Source organism: Ruegeria sp. CF4, from assembly GCF_056537345.1.
On sequence record NZ_JBQFRJ010000010.1, the window covers coordinates 96,845 to 113,098 of the forward strand.

The 16,254-nt window shown below is 61.1% G+C and carries 19 protein-coding genes; 8 read left to right on the top strand and 11 right to left on the bottom strand.

Annotation, left to right across the window (positions count from 1 at the left end):
- Positions 1 to 135: 135 nt before the first annotated feature.
- The 6 genes from rpsO to rbfA all read right to left on the bottom strand — a co-directional run bounded on the left by rpsO (position 136) and on the right by rbfA (position 4,280).
- A complete protein-coding gene (rpsO, locus tag ACR0NF_RS17605) occupies positions 136 to 405 on the bottom strand; it encodes a 30S ribosomal protein S15 (protein WP_008757925.1) in 270 nt (89 codons plus the stop codon).
- 143 nt (positions 406 to 548) lie between these two features.
- On the bottom strand, positions 549 to 1,565 hold the full coding sequence (locus tag ACR0NF_RS17610) for a calcium-binding protein (protein ID WP_480778690.1): 1,017 nt from the start codon (positions 1,563 to 1,565) through the stop codon (positions 549 to 551).
- A gap of 94 nt (positions 1,566 to 1,659) precedes the next feature.
- A complete protein-coding gene (locus ACR0NF_RS17615) occupies positions 1,660 to 2,163 on the bottom strand; it encodes a DUF1643 domain-containing protein (protein ID WP_480778691.1) in 504 nt (167 codons plus the stop codon).
- Between the two features lie 21 nt (positions 2,164 to 2,184).
- Positions 2,185 to 3,090, bottom strand: a complete 906-nt coding sequence (truB, locus tag ACR0NF_RS17620; protein ID WP_480778692.1) for a tRNA pseudouridine(55) synthase TruB — start codon at positions 3,088 to 3,090, stop codon at positions 2,185 to 2,187.
- Between the two features lie 60 nt (positions 3,091 to 3,150).
- Positions 3,151 to 3,888 carry a phosphodiester glycosidase family protein gene (locus tag ACR0NF_RS17625; protein ID WP_480778693.1) on the bottom strand — a complete coding sequence of 246 codons (738 nt, stop codon included), beginning with the start codon at positions 3,886 to 3,888 and terminating at the stop codon, positions 3,151 to 3,153.
- Positions 3,885 to 4,280: a 30S ribosome-binding factor RbfA gene (gene rbfA, locus ACR0NF_RS17630; protein ID WP_480471610.1), complete on the bottom strand. Its 396-nt coding sequence runs from the start codon at positions 4,278 to 4,280 to the stop codon at positions 3,885 to 3,887. The genes ACR0NF_RS17625 and rbfA overlap by 4 nt, the downstream gene beginning before the upstream one ends.
- A gap of 91 nt (positions 4,281 to 4,371) precedes the next feature.
- Here rbfA and dapB point away from each other — a divergent pair, with 91 nt between their 5' ends.
- Positions 4,372 to 5,181 (top strand): 4-hydroxy-tetrahydrodipicolinate reductase, encoded by an 810-nt coding sequence (dapB, locus tag ACR0NF_RS17635; RefSeq protein WP_480778694.1) that lies wholly within the window; start codon positions 4,372 to 4,374, stop codon positions 5,179 to 5,181.
- Positions 5,182 to 5,220: 39 nt separating this feature from the next.
- A complete protein-coding gene (locus ACR0NF_RS17640; RefSeq protein ID WP_480778695.1) occupies positions 5,221 to 5,904 on the top strand; it encodes a DUF2306 domain-containing protein in 684 nt (227 codons plus the stop codon).
- Here the strand turns inward: ACR0NF_RS17640 and ACR0NF_RS17645 are convergent.
- From ACR0NF_RS17645 to tmpA, 4 genes are all read right to left on the bottom strand, one after another.
- Positions 5,901 to 6,761: a hypothetical protein gene (locus ACR0NF_RS17645; RefSeq protein ID WP_480778696.1), complete on the bottom strand. Its 861-nt coding sequence runs from the start codon at positions 6,759 to 6,761 to the stop codon at positions 5,901 to 5,903. The two genes, ACR0NF_RS17640 and ACR0NF_RS17645, sit on opposite strands and share 4 nt — an antisense overlap.
- A gap of 92 nt (positions 6,762 to 6,853) precedes the next feature.
- Positions 6,854 to 7,522 carry an ureidoglycolate lyase gene (locus tag ACR0NF_RS17650; RefSeq protein ID WP_480778697.1) on the bottom strand — a complete coding sequence of 223 codons (669 nt, stop codon included), beginning with the start codon at positions 7,520 to 7,522 and terminating at the stop codon, positions 6,854 to 6,856.
- A complete protein-coding gene (tmpB, locus tag ACR0NF_RS17655) occupies positions 7,519 to 8,109 on the bottom strand; it encodes a (R)-1-hydroxy-2-trimethylaminoethylphosphonate oxygenase (RefSeq protein ID WP_480778698.1) in 591 nt (196 codons plus the stop codon). The genes ACR0NF_RS17650 and tmpB overlap by 4 nt, the downstream gene beginning before the upstream one ends.
- On the bottom strand, positions 8,106 to 9,242 hold the full coding sequence (gene tmpA / locus ACR0NF_RS17660) for a 2-trimethylaminoethylphosphonate dioxygenase (protein WP_480471616.1): 1,137 nt from the start codon (positions 9,240 to 9,242) through the stop codon (positions 8,106 to 8,108). The genes tmpB and tmpA overlap by 4 nt, the downstream gene beginning before the upstream one ends.
- A gap of 98 nt (positions 9,243 to 9,340) precedes the next feature.
- Between tmpA and ACR0NF_RS17665 the strand changes: the two genes are divergently transcribed.
- On the top strand, positions 9,341 to 10,201 hold the full coding sequence (locus ACR0NF_RS17665; protein ID WP_480471617.1) for a LysR family transcriptional regulator: 861 nt from the start codon (positions 9,341 to 9,343) through the stop codon (positions 10,199 to 10,201).
- On the opposite strand, the gene ACR0NF_RS17670 is transcribed toward ACR0NF_RS17665, so the two are convergent.
- On the bottom strand, positions 10,202 to 10,384 hold the full coding sequence (locus ACR0NF_RS17670; protein ID WP_480471618.1) for a DUF1674 domain-containing protein: 183 nt from the start codon (positions 10,382 to 10,384) through the stop codon (positions 10,202 to 10,204).
- Positions 10,385 to 10,474: 90 nt separating this feature from the next.
- Here ACR0NF_RS17670 and ACR0NF_RS17675 point away from each other — a divergent pair, with 90 nt between their 5' ends.
- The 5 genes from ACR0NF_RS17675 to ACR0NF_RS17695 all read left to right on the top strand — a co-directional run bounded on the left by ACR0NF_RS17675 (position 10,475) and on the right by ACR0NF_RS17695 (position 16,213).
- On the top strand, positions 10,475 to 11,734 hold the full coding sequence (locus ACR0NF_RS17675; RefSeq protein WP_480667958.1) for an RsmB/NOP family class I SAM-dependent RNA methyltransferase: 1,260 nt from the start codon (positions 10,475 to 10,477) through the stop codon (positions 11,732 to 11,734).
- Between the two features lie 88 nt (positions 11,735 to 11,822).
- Positions 11,823 to 13,562 carry a heparinase II/III family protein gene (locus tag ACR0NF_RS17680; RefSeq protein ID WP_480667957.1) on the top strand — a complete coding sequence of 580 codons (1,740 nt, stop codon included), beginning with the start codon at positions 11,823 to 11,825 and terminating at the stop codon, positions 13,560 to 13,562.
- A gap of 22 nt (positions 13,563 to 13,584) precedes the next feature.
- Positions 13,585 to 15,174 carry a bifunctional phosphoribosylaminoimidazolecarboxamide formyltransferase/IMP cyclohydrolase gene (gene purH, locus ACR0NF_RS17685; RefSeq protein WP_480667956.1) on the top strand — a complete coding sequence of 530 codons (1,590 nt, stop codon included), beginning with the start codon at positions 13,585 to 13,587 and terminating at the stop codon, positions 15,172 to 15,174.
- Positions 15,174 to 15,650 carry a signal peptidase II gene (gene lspA, locus ACR0NF_RS17690; RefSeq protein WP_480471622.1) on the top strand — a complete coding sequence of 159 codons (477 nt, stop codon included), beginning with the start codon at positions 15,174 to 15,176 and terminating at the stop codon, positions 15,648 to 15,650. Before purH ends, lspA begins: the two co-directional genes overlap by 1 nt.
- Before the next feature lie 50 nt (positions 15,651 to 15,700).
- Positions 15,701 to 16,213 carry a DUF3035 domain-containing protein gene (locus tag ACR0NF_RS17695; protein ID WP_480471623.1) on the top strand — a complete coding sequence of 171 codons (513 nt, stop codon included), beginning with the start codon at positions 15,701 to 15,703 and terminating at the stop codon, positions 16,211 to 16,213.
- Positions 16,214 to 16,254 lie beyond the last annotated feature (41 nt).

Below are 16,254 nucleotides of genomic sequence, written 5' to 3' on the forward strand. Positions count from 1 at the left end.
TAATATTGCAAGAGCAGCGAACGGCAGCTGTGTGGCCCATCCGGAAGAAAAACGCCCGCCAAAATGGCGGGCGTAAGAGATGTACAAATTGGAAGAAACGATCTTCAGATCGTGTACAACTCGGACAAAACGCGCTTAGCGGCGGATGCCCAGCTTTTTGATCAGGTCCTGGTAGCGCGCTTCTTCTTTGCCCTTCAGGTAGTCCAGCAGCTTACGGCGCTGGGCAACCATCTTCAGCAGACCGCGACGACCGTGGTTGTCTTTCTTGTGGGTCTTGAAGTGCTCGGTCAGGGTGGTGATGCGCGAGGTCAGGATGGCAACCTGGACTTCAGGCGAACCGGTGTCGCCGTCCTTGGTTGCGAATTCTTTCATGACGCGTGCTTTTTCAGCGGCAGTAATCGACATCGGGGTCTCCTTTAAAGGTTAGAGTTGATGGCGCAGGCCGGGATGTCGTCCAGCACAGGCCCATGGAGAAAACCGCACCGATTCCGATGCGGATGGGCGCGTATAGGCGCTTTTGCTGCGAATGGCAAAGGGATTCTGATGGGTTAACCGGTTGCGGTCAGTTGCGCCAGATACTCTTCAGTCACCAGTTGAATGTCTTCGGCTGAAAACCCTTCGGCACCATAGAGCTGAGCAATCGTTTCCCCGTTGATGTTTACTTGGGTCAGGTCGTTGTTTTCGCTATCTTTTTCAATCCCGATTTCCGGATCATCAGCGCTGTCCCAAGTGACCAGCAGCTTATCTTGACCCACCTCAAAATCCATAATTGTCACGCCGTCCTGCTCGGGTGCCGCATGAACCACAACGCTGTCGCTGCCGCTGCCGCCCGTCACCACATCGCCATCATGCGCGATCAGGATATCATCGCCCGCCCCGCCATTCAGGAAGTCGCGTGTGTCGTCGTCCAGGCCGTCGTCGCCGGTTAGAACGTCATCCCCATCTCCCCCGAACAGAGCGTCTTCGCCTGTGCCACCAGCCAGATAATCTGCGCCCTTGCCGCCTTGCAGTGCGTCGTCGCCCTTGCCGCCCTCAAGCGTATCGTCATCCTGACCGCCATAGAGGGCATCATCACCCTCGCCACCTTGCAGATTGTCCGCGCCGAAATGGCCGTACAAAATGTCGTTGCCAGACTCCCCAAGCAAGACATCCGCTCCCGCTTCGCCGTGCAAAACATCATTCCCGGCGTTGCCCATCAGAACATCTTCGCCCGCGCCACCATGCAGGACATCATCCCCGGCGCCACCGTCGATCTGATCTTCACCGCCATATCCGTTGATCTGATCATCGCCGTCTTTCCCGGTCAGGGCATCCGTGCCCTCGTCTCCGGCAATGATCAGATCGCCTTCATGTTCCGAGATGATTTCGCCCGTGCCAACCTCTTCGGGGTCTGCCGGTTCGTCGATGTTTTCGTCGGGATCCAGAAGATTACCCTCGGGTACCTCTTCCTCGACCGTTTCTTCGATTCGGTCGTCTTCATCCTCTTCTTCTGGGGCGAGGAGATCTCCCATAGCATATGCCGCACCACCCATTGCGGCCAGCCCGAACAATCCGATGAGAAACATGATACCCTCCGCAAGCATACTGCTCCGAGAGTGAAATGTCCCATGTTCTCAGGCGCTTGGTCAAAGCCAAGTTGGAGGCGTGGTTAACCCTTTGTCACCACGGCTCGGGCTGCTGGGTGTAAGCGATATAGAGCGGGTGTTTCGGGTGTCCGGCCTTGGAAAGCCCCAGATGGAACAGAGGCTGCCCGGTACCGCGCAGTAGCGCCTCAACCGCCGGACCCCGGTCCAGATGTGCGCCATGCGTGCCCCATCCGGCGATGACCTGATCAGCCCATTCCACGCCTTCCAGAATGGCTGCGTCATTTTCGGGGCCCACCGGATCGGCGGCGGCGCGCATCTTGCGCGGGTCGGTGTCGCGCCAGGCGAAGATGTTGGTGACCTGAAACGCCCCGAACCCCAGCGCCCGCGCGCGGCGTTCGCAGCGCTCGACCGTGGGGTCGTTCTGTACCTCGGTCGCGGTCGAGGGGTTCAGCATCACAAATAGCGCCTTGCGGCCTTTGGGATCCCACACGCGGGTGAGGCTGTAGCGATACTTCTCGCAATCGGAGTAAATGGCGGTCGAGGGCGCATCGCCCTTGGTGTGCGTTCGGGTGATCATGCCCTTCGCCTAGCACGGAGTTTAGGTGACGAACACCCGGCTTGGGTGTAGCTCACCAGATTTGTAGATGCCTACGGCCACCGCCTTGCCATCGAGCGAGGCCCAAGCTTCGTCGCCGTATTCCACGTCTGAGGCCAGCACCATGCCCGGATTGCCATTGCGCAGACGGGTGGCCCCCTCGGGGGTGCATTTTAGCTCGGGCAGGTCGGCAAGACCGGTTTCCAACGGGTGCAGATATTCGTCCAACGCGGTGGTCTTGGCCATCTCGTCGATCTGTTCGATGGACAACCCGTCCTCGACCTCGAACGGACCGGACCAGATGCGGCGGAGTACCTTCACGTGGCCGTGGCACCCCAACGCATCACCCAGATCACGCGCAATCGAGCGGACGTAACCGCCTTTGCCACAGGTCATCTCCAGCACAACATGCTCCTCGTCGGGACGGTCGACCAGAACCAGTTCTTCGACCCACAAGGGGCGGGCGGTCAGTTCCACATCCTCGCCATCGCGGGCCAACTTATAGGCACGCTGACCATCGATCTTCACGGCTGAAAACTTGGGCGGGACCTGCATGATGTCGCCCAGGAACGGAGCCAGCGCCGCCTTGATGTCATCATCCGACGGGCGCGCATCGCTTGCCGCAATCACTTCGCCCTCGGCATCGTCGGTGTTGGTGGCCTGACCCAGCCGCACGGTGAAGGTGTAAGCTTTCAAAGCGTCGGTGATATAAGGAACGGTCTTGGTCGCCTCTCCCAAAGCTACGGCCAGAACACCGGTCGCTTCAGGGTCCAGAGTACCCGCATGGCCCGCTTTCTTGGCGTCCATGGCCCAACGCACCTTGTTGACCACCGCGGTCGAGGTCATGCCCGCGGGCTTGTCCACCACCAGCCAACCGGAAATGTCTCGTCCCTTGCGTTTGCGTCCCATCTTGCACCTTGAATCTTGCTAAGGCGCGCGACCTAGCGGATCGCTCAGGCGCTGTCAATTTCAGGGTGCGTCTTCGACCACACCCACGATGGGGCCTAACGAGAACCCGATATCCGACCGGTTGCTGGCGCGCTCATACATGCGGGAAATGTTGCCATCGAGGAACAGCGCATTCGGCGTCTTCAGCACGTCGCGGAACAGGCCGCCGAATTCGTGGAAGGTTACGTAGTCGTCTGAGATCGCGAACACAGCGCGGGTGCCATCGGCACTGGTGCCCACCCCGTTGCGGATGTAGCGCGAGGTTGAATCGGGCAGAAAGCGCGGGTGCAATTCTCCGTCGATCACCAGCATGGGACCGGATTGGGTGGCAAAGCGGCACTCGGGCGCCTGATCAACGAAGTCCAATGTCTCGAACACATCAGTGCGGCTTTCACGGATGCAGAACACGCCATTGGGCAGCAATCCGAAATTGCCAGGTCCGGCATTTGAGACCACCCGCATCTGCTCCTGACCGTCTTCGACGTAATGGCCGACGGGCGAACGGTCGTCATGGTACATGCCCGCATTCATCGCAAAGGCCAGCCGTTTGCCTTGAGGTTCCAGCACCTCGTTCACCGAAGAGAAATGGCCGAGCACTTCGCCGTTCTCATCGTTCAGAAACAGGCGCAGATCCGCCGCGGACGCGTCCACCTCGCAGACCGTGTAGCGCTTATCTTCATGGGTCAGCTTCTCGCAGGTGACTGCAGAAGCTTGCGCAGCCCAAAGGACAGCGCCCAATGTGACAAGCGTGCGGATCACTCGTCCAGATCGCGGCGCACCGCGTCCTGTTCGAACATGCGGCGGGTGTCGTCCAGACGGTCGAACGTGTCATCCAGACGGAACCGCAGGTCGGGCGAGAATTTCAGGTTCAGCTTCTTGCCGACTACGCGCCGCAGCTCGCCCTTGTTGCGAGCCAGCAGGTCGATCACGTCTTCCTGCCCTTTGCCGCCCAGGGGCAGCACATAGGCGGTGGCGATCTTCAGATCGGGCGAGGTACGGACCTCTCCCACGGTGATCGACATGCGGTTCAGGTCGGGGTCGTGGACATCTCCGCGCGCCAGAACCTCGGACAGGGTGCGGCGGATCAGTTCGCCGACGCGCAGCTGTCGTTGGGACGGGCCGGGGCCATCGTGGAATTTGTTCTTTGCCATTCCCCCGATCTAAGCGCAAAGCAGGGCTTTGCCAAGCGGGCGCGAACGGGGTAGGAGGCTTTGAGCCGACTTAGCGAAAAGGACCAGCGCAATGACCCATATTCCGGGGATCGTCATCACAGGGGCTTCGGGCCGTATGGGGCAGATGCTGATCAAGACCGTGACCGACAGCGATCAGGCGCGTCTGGTTGGCGTGGTAGAACGCACAGGCCACGACTGGGTTGGTCAAGACGTGGGTACTGCAATGGGCGGCCAAGCGTTGGGCGTCACCGTCACCGACGATCCGCTGGAGGCCTTCGCGCAGGCACAGGCGGTGATCGACTTCACCGCGCCCGAGGCGACTTTGGAATTTGCCGCGCTGGCCGCGCAAGCGCGCTGTGTGCATATCATTGGCACCACCGGCATGAGTGATGAGCAGATCGCGGCGCTGGAACCAGCCGCGCGCCATGCGGTGATCGTTCGGGCCGGAAATATGAGCCTCGGGGTCAACCTGCTGGTACAGCTGACCAAGAAAGTTGCCGCAGCGCTGGACGAGGATTTCGATATCGAAGTCATCGAAGGCCACCACCACCACAAGGTCGATGCGCCCTCGGGCACTGCGCTGATGCTGGGCGAAGCCGCCGCCGAAGGGCGCGGTGTCAAGCTGGCGGATGTGGCTGACCGGGGCCGCGACGGTATCACAGGGGCACGGCAACGCGGTCATATCGGTTTCCACGCCATTCGCGGCGGCGACATCGTGGGTGAACACGACGTCCTGTTCGCCGCCCCCGGAGAGCGCATCGTCCTGCGCCATCTGGCCACCGACCGCGCGATCTTTGCCCGCGGCGCGCTGAAGGCGGCGCTTTGGGGGCAGGGCAAGGCCCCGGGGCAGTACGATATGGTGGATGTGCTCGGGCTCTGAACCCATGGACGGATCGCCCGTCGGCGCTAGACTTTCGGCATGCGCTCCTCGAAGGCGAAACTGGCAACCGGCCTGATGCTGACGGTGTTTTATCTGACACTGTTGCCGTTTGTTGTGCATGGTTTTGGTATGATCGGCATTGGCTTGTCCGAAAATGCCCCTCAGCAGAGCTACTTGTTTGCAAATGAGCAGGGCGTCGGCAACGCGGCCATGATGCTGCATATCTTTGCAGGTACGCTGTTGGTGATGCTGGTTCCATTGCAGTTGCTGAATAGTGTTCGGCTCAGGTTCACCGGTTTCCATCGTCTGCTAGGAAAACTGCTGGTGACTCTTGCGCTTATCACCGGCATGACGGGGATGACCTATATCCCCCTGCGCGGGACAATTGGTGGGCCGGTTATGTCTGCCGCCTTCTTCCTCTATGGCCTCTGCCTGTTCACCGCAGCCCTGATGGTGGCGCACAACGCATTGGCTGGAAATCGTGCGGGCCATTGGGCCTGGGGTCTGCGGTTGTTCTGGCTGGCGCTGGGCTCCTGGCTCTACCGGGCGCATTATACTGTTTGGCATCTGTTGACCGGTGGCCTGGGATCCGAGCCTGATTTCTCGGGCCCGTTCGACCTTTTGCAAAACTTTGCGTTCTTTGTTCCATACCTGATCGCCGTGCAGGTCTGGATCTCGCGAAAACGCGATGCGCATCAAAGCGCACTGACGACGGAGGCTTAGCGGAAAGCAGCAAGTCCGAGCGGCTCCGCTCCGTCCTGTTCAACCTGCGCGAACAAAGAGCTGAGCCGTTCATCCCATGTAGGGAACTGTCCCGTCAGCGCATAGGTCAATCGTTCGGCACCAATCGAGACACCCAAAGGCGCGGCTTCCCCGCCGATGATGATCTCTCCGATCTCTGTCCAGATGGCCGATGGGGGATAGGCGATGGGTGCAAGCTCATCCCCGTCGCCGATGCGGTAATAGACGCCCATCGTGACAAGGTAATCCTCACCGAACGGGTCGGGAAAGAAATAGCCCGAGGCATCGCGGGCGGCCAATGCCTCAGCCTCATCCCGCAGCAGCACCTTTTGGTCAAAGGGCAGGTCCATTGCGTCCAGAACGGGGCGCATATCATTGGCCTGCGGGACGCTGACAAACGCGATGCGGGATGGGTCGAGGCCAAATGTATCGGTCAGCAGACGTAGCATCAGCTGGGTGGTATCGCGACCCGTGACCGTGCCGTCCGGGTGGCACCCGACCTCGTGAAACAGGGGCAGCACATCGGGGCGGGTTTTCTCGTTGATATCACCGACGCGGGCCAGAGGTTGAATGATGAAAGCATTAGTCGGCAGGGCGGATTGATCGAAATCATGCCGCAGGCCGCCGTTGTAGCTCGGATTTCCGGTGGCAATCGATAGCGGTTCCATCTCCGTAAAACCAAGCGCGCCAAAACCCGCGCGCAGGCGATTCAATGTGTCGGCGAACTGCGCCTCGAACGCCTCATTCTGACCGGCTGCACCAGCGGCAAACCGGGGAAGCGCCGCACTCATCGAGGCTGCGGTTCCCAGCTGTACAACTTTCCGTCGGTTCAATCTCATCTGCGCCTCCCTTGTACACGCACAAGGAGAGTATCGCAGAAGTTTGGGGCAAACGTTAAGGGATTCTGAAACACGCCCCGAAGGGCGCATCCTCAGAGATCTCTGATCTTGTCTGCGCTCAATGGGCAGGCGAGGTAGACGCCGAATTCCTTGCCGATATCGGCGCTGACCCGGGCGTGAACTGCGCCCTGACGGTCGAGGAAGCGTTGGCTGTCTTCGACCGGGAATATCCCCTCATGCCAGATGCCGGGATGGATATAGAGGCCACGCGAGCCGTCGCACCAGAAGGCCACGACCTTTTCCGGTGTCAGGTTGTCGCCAGGCAGGGCGGCGGGGATGATGAAGGGCTTGTTGTCCAGCGGCCAGAACATCTGCCCCCCATCCGGGTGATAGTTCATATGCCACAAGAGCACCTGATCGCGCGGCGCTGTTTGCCGAGCGGTCTGCGCCTGCTGCGGGTCGGTCGACCAACCCAGAACATAGTGGCCATTGACCGCTTCGTTCTCACCGTAAAGCACATCGCCCTTCCATTCACCGCGAAAGGTGCCCTCGACCCAACCGCCTTCGTCACCGGTGCCTTCGTCGATGGGCCGCCAGCCTTGCTGCGGCCAGCGGGTGATCTCGATCTCGAAGCCTTCGGGGTCGTCGACCAGACAGCCATAACCTTTGACGGAGGCATCGGTGGCGCGGATCAGCGGCACCTCATGCCAGGGCAGCGAAGGCTTGGTGCTGGCCTCGAAAATGTACTCGGGGGCGTTCATGCGACCTCCATGTGCTTATCGACCATACGCTGCACCATCGGGGCAAAATGTGCAAAGTCCGGGGTTTCCATGTCGGCGCGCTTGCCCGCCTCGTCGAGATAGCGGACCTGAATGATCTCTTTCAGGTTCGGGTTAGCCTCGAACACGGCGACTTCCTCGGCATTCATCGGACCACCCTGCAGTTCCAGCGTATGGACCGATGCGGTCGACAAGCGGTTGAAATACTCGGGCTTCGTGGCGCAGAGATAGCGCTTGGCTGCCACGTGATAGCGACAGCAATCGGTGATGACCGAGGGGAAGAATTGCTCCAGCACCTCGGCCCCCGCGTCCTCGTGATGGCGATCCTCGGTGTCGTCAGGGTGATAGGTGCCGAATTCCGATGTGAAGTGGCCGATGTCATGCAGCAAGGCACCTACGATGATCTCCTCGGGCATGCCGTTCTGTTCGGCAATAGTCGCCCCTTGCAGCATGTGTTCTGCCATGGTGACGGGTTCGCCCAGATATTCCTCGCCGCCGCGACGCTCGAAGATGTCACCGATGAACGCGACGATGTTGTCGCGGTTCAGGGTCGAGAAATCGGGTTTCATTCTGCCGCCTCCGGTTGCGCCATTTCCATCGCCGCGAGCGTAGACAGCAACCCGTCCTTGTCGGCGTAACACCCCTGCAACCAACGCGAGCCCGCGCCGGAGTAGCCCAGACGCGCGTGCAGCACGCGGGTGTTGTCGACGATGAAACTTTCGCCCGGCTCCAGCTTGAACGACACGCCCATGGCCGGGTCGTCGATAATCTCGCCCAACTGGCGATAGGCGGCGTAATAGGCTTCCATCTTGTCGAACGGGATGTCTACGAAAGGCGCCGAGGAACGGTTATTGAATCTGATGCCAACCAGCTCGCCATCCGGCGATAGCTCAATCATCGGGCGGCGCGCACGCAGGCAGACCCCGTCCGAACCTTTGTACTCAAATCGTGCCGGATAACCCGCCAGAAGGGCGAAACCTTCGGAGTTTTGTTCACGCAGCTTTTCGGCAGCACGGAAACCGTCGACCACGATGGAATCCCCACCCTCGGCGCTGTTTTCCAGGCAATAGAGGATTTGCAGCGTCGGCACCGGATCGCGATAGGGGTTGTCGGTGTGGGCCTGCAGACCCAGCCCGGTATAGGCGAGGTTGGTAGGGTTCACCTCAGTCCGTACCTCAAAATAGGGGCCGTAATTGGTCTCGCGAACATAGCCGAACAGATCGGCCACTTTCAGTAGCGACTCGGGCTCGGTTGGGCCGCCTGTCAGTTTGGCGAAGCCGAACTCGGCCACTGCGGCCAGCCAGTTGCGCTTGGTCGCGGGGTTGATGTGAACTTCGGCCCAATCGGCGCTGGGCGCGTCGATACCGCGTTCCCAAGTGGTGATACCCGGGGCAGTGCGACGGGTTTCCTGAGACTGATCGGAATCATAGACGTGATCGGCCAGCCAATCGGCAGGGAAGGTCACGGTCTTGTTTTCGGGCTGGAAAGTGACATTCAAATCGCCATTGAGGACCTCAGCGGTGCTGACCGAGATGTCAGCGGGGATGTCACCGATAGTGATCAGGCGCTGGCCGTTTCCCGGGGCGCGGGTTTCGGGGTCTAGCGCGTTGTCGCGTAGCCAAATGGCATGGAAGCGGGCCTGTGCGCCTGTATCGAAAGTGACGGTCACGACCGAGGCATCATGGGTGGCGGTGCGCAGCATGGGGATCTCCTGTTCAGCGCGGGCTTTGCTTGAGGAGATACGCGCTTCGTGGCATTACCACAATTAAACCTTATTGCCACTGAGGCTTGGAAAATCTTATGGCTAAGAAAAAGATCGGATTACCCCCACTGGACTGGTTGCGCGTATTCGAAGCCGCAGGACGATTGGGCGGCTTTTCCGCGGCCGCACGCGAGTTTGGTCTGACGCAGGCGGCTGTCAGCCAGAGAATCGGCAACCTCGAGGCATGGCTGGGCCGGTCGTTGTTTGTGCGTGAGGCGCGCGGCGTGTCGCTGACCATTGAAGGCGAGAGCTATTTGCCGCTGGTGCAGGACAGCCTGCAGGCGCTGGAACGCAATACCGAGGATCTGTTCGGCAAATCCCCGCGCGAGTTGAGGGTCGCTGGATTGTCGTCGCATATTCACGCGTTGGTTTTGCCTGCCTTACCTGCTTTTTTAGAACTTCGGCCCAAGGTACGGGTGATGACGGACTCCATGGCCCGCCGCTCATCTCTGGATGAGGAGCGGACATGGCTGCAGATCCGATATGGTCGAGGAGTTTGGTCCGGGCGCAAGTCCAAACTGATCGCGCCCGAGGTGCTGGCCCCGATGGCGACACCGGGGGTCGATTGGGGCGCGCCGCTGATTGATCTGCGTGGAGAACGCCCCGGCTGGCAGGACTGGGCGCGCGTTGCCGGGGTCGAGGATTTGCCGACGGGGCGACTGAGTTTCGATTCCGTTGGTCACGCGATCACGGCGGCGCGGCAGGGGATGGGGATCGTTCTGGGCTCGGTACCCCTGGCGGAGGGCAGTTTGCAGACCGGTCGATTGTGCAGGCTTGAACTGCCCGAGCTGCAGACAAAAGATGGATACTGGCTGACATGGCCCGAGGATCGGGTGCGGTCGAAACGGCAGCGGGCGCTAATAGACGACTTTCTGCAAGCGCTGCGGGGCGCGGCCTGATCAGAAGTCGATGGCGATGCCCTTCTTCTCCCAATCACCATAGCGAGCAGGGTCGGGGCCGTCGCGCCCGCCCAGTTCCTTGGGCTGATCCTTGGCGTCGGCCAAAGCCTTCTTGCGACGTTCCTCAGCCTCGGCGAGGGCGCGCTGTGCGGCAGGGGGCAGGTCTTTGCGCTCGTCACTCATGCATCGGGTTCCTTTCCGTTCAGCGCCTTGATATACGCCCTCGTCCGCCCAAGGCAATGCGGGCAAAGGTCACGAGGGACACTCAGCATCATGTCAAACTCTGCAACAGCCGCGCGGCGCAGCGCCATCTATCTGCTGGATCAGATATTGGGTGAGGGCCGGTTGTTGCCAGAATGCCTTGCGGCCGGAGCGTTGGACCGCCTTGCGCCGGAAGATCGCGCGCGCGCTCAACGATTGACTGTTGAATCCCTGCGCGGGCTAGAGCGTGCCGATCGGTTGCTGGCCGATCATCTGCGACAAACACCGGCGCTGACCGTGCACAACGCTCTGCGGCTTGGCACGGTTGAACTGTGTCAGGGTGAAGCTGCCCATGGGGTGGTCAATTCGATGGTCGAAATCGTTGGCCGCTCGCGCAAGCACGGGCGATTGAAGGGGTTGGTAAACGCGGTTCTGCGTAAGATTGCCGCCGATGGCCCGGACGCTTGGCCCAAAATGCGCGTGCCCCGCCTGCCCGAGTGGCTGCGTGATCCGCTGATCATGGCGTGGGGCGAGGACGCGGTGAAGGGTATGGAACAGGCCCATTTCAGCGGCGCGCCTTTGGACGTGACATTGAAGCCCGGAGCTGACGCGCCGAGTGGTCAGGTGCTGCCCACTGGCTCGGTCCGGCTGCGGGATGCGGGGCAGGTTTCAACTCTGCCGGGATATGAGGCGGGCGCCTGGTGGGTACAGGATGCGGCGGCGGCCTTACCCGTGCGGGTCCTGGCCCCGAAAGCCGGGGAAAAGGTGCTGGACCTCTGCGCCGCGCCGGGCGGTAAGACGCTGCAACTGGCTGCGGCGGGAGCCGAGGTCACAGCGCTGGATATTTCCGAGGCGCGGCTGGCGCGGGTGCGTGAGAATCTGAAACGAACAGGCCTCAGGGCCGAAGTGATCACCAGTGATGCGTTGGAACATCAGGGGCAATACGACGCCATCCTGCTCGACGCGCCCTGTTCGGCGACAGGCACGATTCGCCGCCATCCGGATTTGCCTTTCGCCAAGGACGGCTCGGAATTCGGCGGGCTGATCGAGTTGCAGGCGCAGATGCTGGCCCACGCATGGTCCTTGCTGAAACCGGGCGGGCGGCTGGTCTATTGCACCTGTTCCCTGTTGCCCGACGAGGGCGAAGTGCAGATCGAAGAGGCGCTGGATCTGCACCCCGAGATGCAGATCGACCGTGCCGCGCTTGAACTAGAAGGCGTTGAAACAGGCTGGATCACTGAGGAAGGTGGCCTGCGTTTGCGCCCCGACTACTGGCCCGACAGGGGCGGTATGGACGGGTTCTATATCGCCTGCCTGAACAAATCCGCCTGACGCGACGCTTTTCGATGACTTGACGAGCGGACCGGTCTATCGTGTGGTCAAGCGCCCGCAGAGCGCAAGGGGCAGAATCGCAAGCGTCATGTCAAACTCGGACACAATGGCCAATCGCTGGACGCGGTTTCAGAACCGTCTCTACGCGCGCCTGAGTCAAAGGCAAAAACCCGCCGCCGGTTTCGTGGGCCAACCCGAACCGCGCACGGTGGGGTCTTTTGCACGCGGTCGGCAGCTGGTAGCCGGGAACCTGCTGTTCGCCGGGTATCTGGTTGAAGCCGATGATACAGATCTCTGGGATGTGACCGCCCCCAGCACGGATTTCGACGATGAACGCCACGGATTTTCCTGGTTGGATGATCTGGCCGCTGTCGGTGATTATCGCGCGCGTGAAAAAGCGCAGCGTTGGGTATGGGGTTGGGTTGAGGCGCATGGGCGCGGGCACGGTCCCGGCTGGGCCCCGGATCTGACAGGGCGGCGGGTAACGCGCTGGATTAACCATGCGCAATTCCTGTTGCGCGGGATGGATGAGGCGCACAGCAAGCGATTTTTCCGGTCGCTGGCGCAACAGACATGGTTCCTGTCCAAACGCTGGACCTCGGCGACGCCGGGCCTTCCTAGGTTCGAAGCGCTGGGTGGTCTGGTGCAAGCTGGTTTGGCTTTGGATGGGTTGGAGCAGATGGCTGATCCAGCGCTCAAGGCTATGGCCCGTGAATGCGAACGCCAGATTGATGCGGAAGGGGGTATCCTGACCCGCAACCCCGAGGAGCTACTCGAGGTTTTCACCCTGCTTGCCTGGACCTCGGCGGCTCTCAGCGAGGTGGGCCGGGGCACGCCTGCGGCCCAGACCGGGGCGATCCGGCGGATCGCTCCGACATTGCGTAATCTGCGCCATGCAGATGGCGCATTGGCGCGGTTCCATGGCGGTGGGCGCGGGCTTGAGGGGCGGTTGGATCAGGCGCTGGCGCAAAGCGGGGTCAAGCCGCAGGATCATTCAGACCTATCGATGGGCTTTGCCAGGTTGGCAGCGTCGCGGACCACGGTGCTGGTCGATGCTAGCGCGCCGCCAAAAGGGGCTGCATCATACAATGCCCATGCTTCGACCCTTGCGTTTGAACTGACCTCGGGCCGTCGCCCCCTGATCGTGAATTGCGGCTCGGGCGGCAGCTTCGGGCAGGACTGGCGCCGGGCGGGGCGGGCCACGCCCTCGCACTCGACGCTATGCGTGGACGGATATTCCAGCGCCCGCCTTGCCGCGCCGATGAAAGGCGCGGCGCATGAGGCGCTGGTCGACGGCCCTCAGGACGTGCCGGTGGATTTCGAAGACGCCTTCGAGGGTACCCGTTTCATGGCCGGTCATGACGGTTATGCCAAGGTTTTCGGTCTGACCCATGCCCGAACCCTGGAGTTGCGCTTTGACGGGCGCGAGCTGGCGGGCGAGGATATTCTGCTAACGGCAACCGACAAGGCCAAGCGGCAGTTCGACCGGGCGATGGATGCCGCCAACCTCAAGGGGATCGCGTTTGACATCCGCTTTCACCTGCATCCCGACGTCGATGCAGCGCTGGATCTGGGCGGCGCGGCGGTGTCGATGGCGCTCAAAAGCGGTGAGATCTGGGTTTTCCGTCATGACAACATCGGAAAGTTGTCTGTTGAACCAAGCGTTTATCTGGAAAAAGGCCGTTTGAAGCCGCGCGCGACAAAACAGATCGTTCTATCTGGCCGCGCAATGGAGTATGCGACGCGCATCCGGTGGACGCTCAGCAAGGCTCAGGATACAGCCTATGCCGTGCGGGACACGCACCGGGACGAGCCCGTATTCGACTGACGCCAAAAGGACCTTTGGACCCATGACCGATCTTCACCCCGTGCGCCGCGCGTTGCTTTCCGTTTCCGACAAGACCGGGCTGATCGAGCTGGGCAAGGCGCTGGCCGAACGTGGGGTTGAGTTGCTGTCGACCGGTGGCACAGCGAAGGCACTGCGTGAGGCTGGCCTTGAGGTGAAGGACGTCAGCGAGGTCACCGGCTTTCCCGAGATGATGGATGGACGGGTCAAGACATTGCATCCGATGGTGCATGGTGGGCTGCTGGCATTGCGGGACAATGACACCCATGTCGCGGCGATGGAGCAACACGGCATTGGTGCGATCGACCTGCTGGTCGTGAACCTCTATCCCTTCGAGGCGACCGTTGCCAAAGGCGCAGGCTATGACGAGTGCATCGAGAACATCGATATCGGCGGCCCTGCGATGATCCGGGCGGCATCCAAGAACCATGCCTTTGTGAACGTCGTGGTCGATGTCGAGGATTATTCATCGCTGTTGGATCAGCTCGAAGAAAACTACGGCAAGACCTCGCTGGGCTTCCGCCAGTGGCTGGCCCAGAAGGCTTATGCACGTACTGCCGCCTATGACACCGCCGTGTCGAACTGGATGGCTGACGCGTTACAGCTAGAGGCCCCGAAACGCCGCGCCTTTGCTGGCGAGCTGAAACAGACCCTGCGCTATGGCGAGAACAGCCATCAGCAGGCGGCATTCTACACCGATGGTTCGGGCCGTCCCGGCGTGGCAACAGCCGTGCAGCATCAGGGCAAGGAACTGAGCTACAACAACATCAACGACACCGATGCGGCCTTTGAGCTGGTGGCTGAATTCGACCCCGCCGACGGCGCGGCCTGTGCCATCATCAAACATGCCAACCCTTGCGGCGTAGCCAAGGGTGCAACCTTGCTGGAAGCCTACAAAGCCGCGTTCGACTGCGACCGCACCTCAGCTTTTGGTGGCATCGTGGCGCTGAACCAGCCCTTGGACGCAGAAACTGCGCAAGAGATCACCGGCATTTTTACCGAGGTCGTCATCGCCCCCGGCGCATCAGACGAGGCCAAGGCGATCTTTGCCGCCAAGAAGAACCTGCGCCTGCTGACCACCGAAGCGCTGCCCGATGTGACCGCCGGTGGCAAAACCGTGCGTCAGGTGGCGGGCGGCCTGCTGGTGCAGGACAAGGACAACGGCTTTGTCGGCATGGATGACCTGAAGGTCGTCACCAAGAAGGCCCCGACTGATGAACAGATGCGCGATCTGCTGTTCGCGTGGAAGGTGGCAAAACATGTCAAATCCAACGCTATCGTTTACGTCAAAGATGGCGCGACCGTAGGCGTTGGTGCGGGCCAGATGAGCCGCGTCGATTCGGCCCTGATTGCGGCCAAAAAGGCCGAGCGCATGGCCGAAGCACTGGACCTGCCGCAACCGTTGACCATCGGCTCGGCCGTGGCGTCAGATGCGTTCTTCCCCTTCCCCGATGGTCTGATGGAGGCGGCGCAAGCCGGGGCCACGTGCGTTATCCAGCCCGGCGGTTCGATGCGTGATGACGAAGTGATCGCGGCAGCGGATGAGGCTGGTCTGGCGATGGTCTTCACCGGCATGCGTCATTTCCGTCACTGATGCGAAATGCGCTCCTCCTCTGGGCTGGTCTGGCCGCGTTTCTGATCGACCAGATCAGCAAGTATCTGGTTGTTCATGTGATGCGCGTGGTCGAACATCCCAATGGCATCGACATTCTGCCACCGCTTGTCGTGTTCAAATACGGCGAGAATCGCGGCATCAATTTTGGCCTGTTTCAAGGCAACAGCGACGCCGCGCGCTGGGTGCTGATCGGCATTTCGCTGGTGATCTGCCTTGGCGTCCTGATCTGGCTGGCACGCGCGACCCCCACCAAGTTCATGCTGTTCTGCGGAGGCCTGTTGATCGGGGGCGCGCTGGGAAATGTCGTGGACCGAGTGCTTTATGGCTATGTTCTGGATTTTCTGAACATGTCCTGCTGCGGCATCGACAATCCGTTTGTTTTCAATCTGGCTGATGTGTTCATATTTGCGGGAGCTTTGGGCCTAGTGCTGTTTGATAGCAAAAAGCCCTCGTGACGCGCTTTGCGATATGCGATAAAAGCCCCTGAAACTGGCTGGAGATACCGATGCGACTGCCGCGCACCATTCTTGTCCTGACACTCGCCGCTTCGGTTGCGGGCTGTGCCGATATTGGTCTGCGCAACCTTCGGGCCCCGGGGCAGGGACCGGATGAGTTTGCGGTGCTGCCGGTCAAGCCGCTGACCCAGCCAAAGGACTATGCCTTCCTGCCTGCCCCGACGCCGGGTGGTGGCAACCTCACCGATCCCAACCCCACGGCGGATGCAGTTGTGGCGCTGGGTGGAAGTGAGGCTGCACTGAACCCGAACGCTGGCATCCCGTCGGGTGATGCGGCACTGGTGACGGCATCAAGCCGATATGGCGTGCCGGCGAACACCCGTCAGGTAGTTGCCGAAGAAGATGCCGAGTTTCGCCGGAAGAAGCAGCGCCTGACGCGTATTCGCCTGTTCCCTGTGGACCGTTACGCGCAAGCCTACCGGCGTGAGGCGATTGATGCGAACGATGTGAACGAAGCGGCGCGCAGCCGTGGGCTTGAGACTCCGTCCGCACCGCCGCAGTGATGAATTCTTCTTAACTTTCTGTCATTGGCCTTGAACCCGCG

Coding starts and splice junctions, on each gene's coding strand:
- rpsO (WP_008757925.1), bottom strand. CDS start 405: ATGTCGATTACTGCCGCTGAAAAAGCACGCGTCATGAAAGAATTCGCA.
- ACR0NF_RS17610 (WP_480778690.1), bottom strand. CDS start 1,565: ATGTTTCTCATCGGATTGTTCGGGCTGGCCGCAATGGGTGGTGCGGCA.
- ACR0NF_RS17615 (WP_480778691.1), bottom strand. CDS start 2,163: ATGATCACCCGAACGCACACCAAGGGCGATGCGCCCTCGACCGCCATT.
- truB (WP_480778692.1), bottom strand. CDS start 3,090: ATGGGACGCAAACGCAAGGGACGAGACATTTCCGGTTGGCTGGTGGTG.
- rbfA (WP_480471610.1), bottom strand. CDS start 4,280: ATGGCAAAGAACAAATTCCACGATGGCCCCGGCCCGTCCCAACGACAG.
- dapB (WP_480778694.1), top strand. CDS start 4,372: ATGACCCATATTCCGGGGATCGTCATCACAGGGGCTTCGGGCCGTATG.
- ACR0NF_RS17640 (WP_480778695.1), top strand. CDS start 5,221: ATGCGCTCCTCGAAGGCGAAACTGGCAACCGGCCTGATGCTGACGGTG.
- ACR0NF_RS17645 (WP_480778696.1), bottom strand. CDS start 6,761: ATGAGATTGAACCGACGGAAAGTTGTACAGCTGGGAACCGCAGCCTCG.
- ACR0NF_RS17650 (WP_480778697.1), bottom strand. CDS start 7,522: ATGAACGCCCCCGAGTACATTTTCGAGGCCAGCACCAAGCCTTCGCTG.
- tmpB (WP_480778698.1), bottom strand. CDS start 8,109: ATGAAACCCGATTTCTCGACCCTGAACCGCGACAACATCGTCGCGTTC.
- tmpA (WP_480471616.1), bottom strand. CDS start 9,242: ATGCTGCGCACCGCCACCCATGATGCCTCGGTCGTGACCGTCACTTTC.
- ACR0NF_RS17665 (WP_480471617.1), top strand. CDS start 9,341: ATGGCTAAGAAAAAGATCGGATTACCCCCACTGGACTGGTTGCGCGTA.
- ACR0NF_RS17670 (WP_480471618.1), bottom strand. CDS start 10,384: ATGAGTGACGAGCGCAAAGACCTGCCCCCTGCCGCACAGCGCGCCCTC.
- ACR0NF_RS17675 (WP_480667958.1), top strand. CDS start 10,475: ATGTCAAACTCTGCAACAGCCGCGCGGCGCAGCGCCATCTATCTGCTG.
- ACR0NF_RS17680 (WP_480667957.1), top strand. CDS start 11,823: ATGTCAAACTCGGACACAATGGCCAATCGCTGGACGCGGTTTCAGAAC.
- purH (WP_480667956.1), top strand. CDS start 13,585: ATGACCGATCTTCACCCCGTGCGCCGCGCGTTGCTTTCCGTTTCCGAC.
- lspA (WP_480471622.1), top strand. CDS start 15,174: ATGCGAAATGCGCTCCTCCTCTGGGCTGGTCTGGCCGCGTTTCTGATC.
- ACR0NF_RS17695 (WP_480471623.1), top strand. CDS start 15,701: ATGCGACTGCCGCGCACCATTCTTGTCCTGACACTCGCCGCTTCGGTT.